Source organism: Flavobacterium sp. (assembly GCF_003525665.1).
In the GTDB taxonomy this organism is placed as follows: domain Bacteria; phylum Bacteroidota; class Bacteroidia; order Flavobacteriales; family Flavobacteriaceae; genus Flavobacterium.
The window spans coordinates 5,051-7,054 of the sequence record NZ_DQDX01000025.1; the positions used below are offsets into that span (position 1 = coordinate 5,051).

At 31.9% G+C, this 2,004-nt stretch carries 2 protein-coding genes; both read right to left on the reverse strand.

The features are described from left to right. Window positions 1-14: 14 nt before the first annotated feature. Window positions 15-794: a hypothetical protein gene (locus DIU01_RS01615; RefSeq protein ID WP_290831513.1), complete on the reverse strand. Its 780-nt coding sequence runs from the start codon at window positions 792-794 to the stop codon at window positions 15-17. Window positions 795-797: 3 nt separating this feature from the next. Next, on the reverse strand, window positions 798-1,892 hold the full coding sequence (locus DIU01_RS01620) for a Nif3-like dinuclear metal center hexameric protein (RefSeq protein WP_290831514.1): 1,095 nt from the start codon (window positions 1,890-1,892) through the stop codon (window positions 798-800). Between the last annotated feature and the right edge of the window lie 112 nt (window positions 1,893-2,004).

A 2,004-nucleotide genomic window follows, 5' to 3' on the forward strand; every position in this document is an offset into this window, starting at 1 on the left:
AAGGATTTTTGATATTACATTTTTGCAAATATTTTTTCCATTTTTTCTCTTTCTTCATCTGCCAATGCTGCATCAACTAAAATTCTTCCAGAGTGTTCATCGGTGATGATTTTCTTTCTAGAAGCAATTTCTACTTGAATTTGTGGTGGAATTGTAAAGAATGAACCAGCAGAAGCGCCACGCTCAATAGAAACTACAGCTAAACCGTTTCTTACGCTTGAACGAATTCTTTTGTAAGCTGCAATTAATCGCTCTTCGATTTGTGCTTCATATTCTGCAGATTTCTCAGTTAAGAATGTTTCTTCTTTTTGAGTTTCTGACATGATATCGTTCAATTCTGTTTTTTTATGTTTTAAGTGAGTTGATTTTTGCTCTAATTTTTCTTTAGAATTTGCAACTACTTCTTTTTTGTGCTCAATAGAAGCTTTCATTTCTTTTATTTGCTTTTCAGCAAGTTGAATTTCAAGTTCTTGAAACTCTACTTCTTTAGTTAAAGAGTTGAATTCTCTATTGTTACGAACGTCTTTTTGTTGTTCTGTATATTTTTTAATAGCAGCTTGGTGATTTTCAATAGCTGCTTTTTTAGATTTAATGCTATCTTCAATAGTCACTAAATCACTTTGTAATTTTTCTAAACGAGTAGTCAAACCAGCTACTTCATCTTCAAGATCTTCAACTTCTAAAGGCAATTCACCTCTTACGTTTCTAATTTCGTCAATTCTGGTATCGATAATTTGTAAATCGAAAAGCGCTCTTAATTTTTCTTCAACGCTCAATTCTTTTGTAGTAGCCATATTTTATAAGTACTTAACTGGATTTGTATTTTCTTCTGATAAAACGATTGCAAAATTAGTAATTTTTTCTTTAAGAAAATCAACAATATAATTTTTTGTATATCTTTCGCTTTCAAAGTGACCAATATCGGCTATAAGTATTTGGTTTTCAGATTCGTAAAAGTTATGATATTTCAAATCGGCTGTTAGATAAACATCGGCTCCAGCTTGAATGGCATTTTTAATTGCGTAGCTTCCCGAACCTCCTAAAACCGCGACTTTACTGATGTTTTTGTTTAAAAAAGCACTGTGTCGAATGCTTCCGCATTGCATTTTGTCTTTTACGAAGGTAAGGAATTCAGTTTCAGACATTGGAGTTTCTAGCGAGCCAATCATTCCTAATCCAATATTTTGATGCTGATTTTGTAATTCGTAAATCTCATAAGCAACTTCTTCATAAACGTGATTTGAGAACAAAGCTTTTAAAATTTTAGACTGTAAATGTTTCTCAAAGGTAACTTCGATTTTGATTTCATCCGTTTGCGTTAATTCGCCTTTGGTTCCAATTACAGGATTGCTATTTTCATTCCCTTGATAAGTCGAAAATCCGTCGGAATTAAAACTGCAATTGTCATAATTCCCAATAGTTCCAGCGCCAGCTTCGAATAATGCATTTCTAACTTTGTCGGCATTTTCTGGCGTTGTGTAAGTGATCAATTTTTGAATAAAATTTTGCTTTGGAACTAAGACTTTGGTATTTTTCAATCCTAAAGCATCACAGAAAATTTTGTTTACACCATTTTTATGGTTGTCTAATGCAGTATGAACAGCATAAATAGCAATGTCGTTTTTAATTGCTTTAATTACAGCACGTTCAACATAATTTTTCCCAGTTATTTTTTTCAATCCTGAGAATAGAATAGGATGGAAACATACTACTAAATTACAGTTTTTTGCAATGGCTTCGTCAATAACACTTTCTAGCGCATCGTGACAAACTAAAACACCAGTTGCTTCATTTTCTTGATTTCCAACTAATAATCCTACGTTGTCAAAATCTTCAGCATACGCCAAAGGAGCCATTTCTTCTAGAATTGTGAGAATTTGTTTTATTTTCATTTAAAAATTCATTTCATTTCAAAGATAAAAAAATGTTACTTTCGTGCGAAGATTTTTTTAAGGGATTTACTTTTTTCTTTTTCGATTGTTTTTGGGTGGGTTACAAGCAATA

Coding starts and splice junctions, on each gene's coding strand:
- DIU01_RS01615 (WP_290831513.1), bottom strand. CDS start 794: ATGGCTACTACAAAAGAATTGAGCGTTGAAGAAAAATTAAGAGCGCTT.
- DIU01_RS01620 (WP_290831514.1), bottom strand. CDS start 1,892: ATGAAAATAAAACAAATTCTCACAATTCTAGAAGAAATGGCTCCTTTG.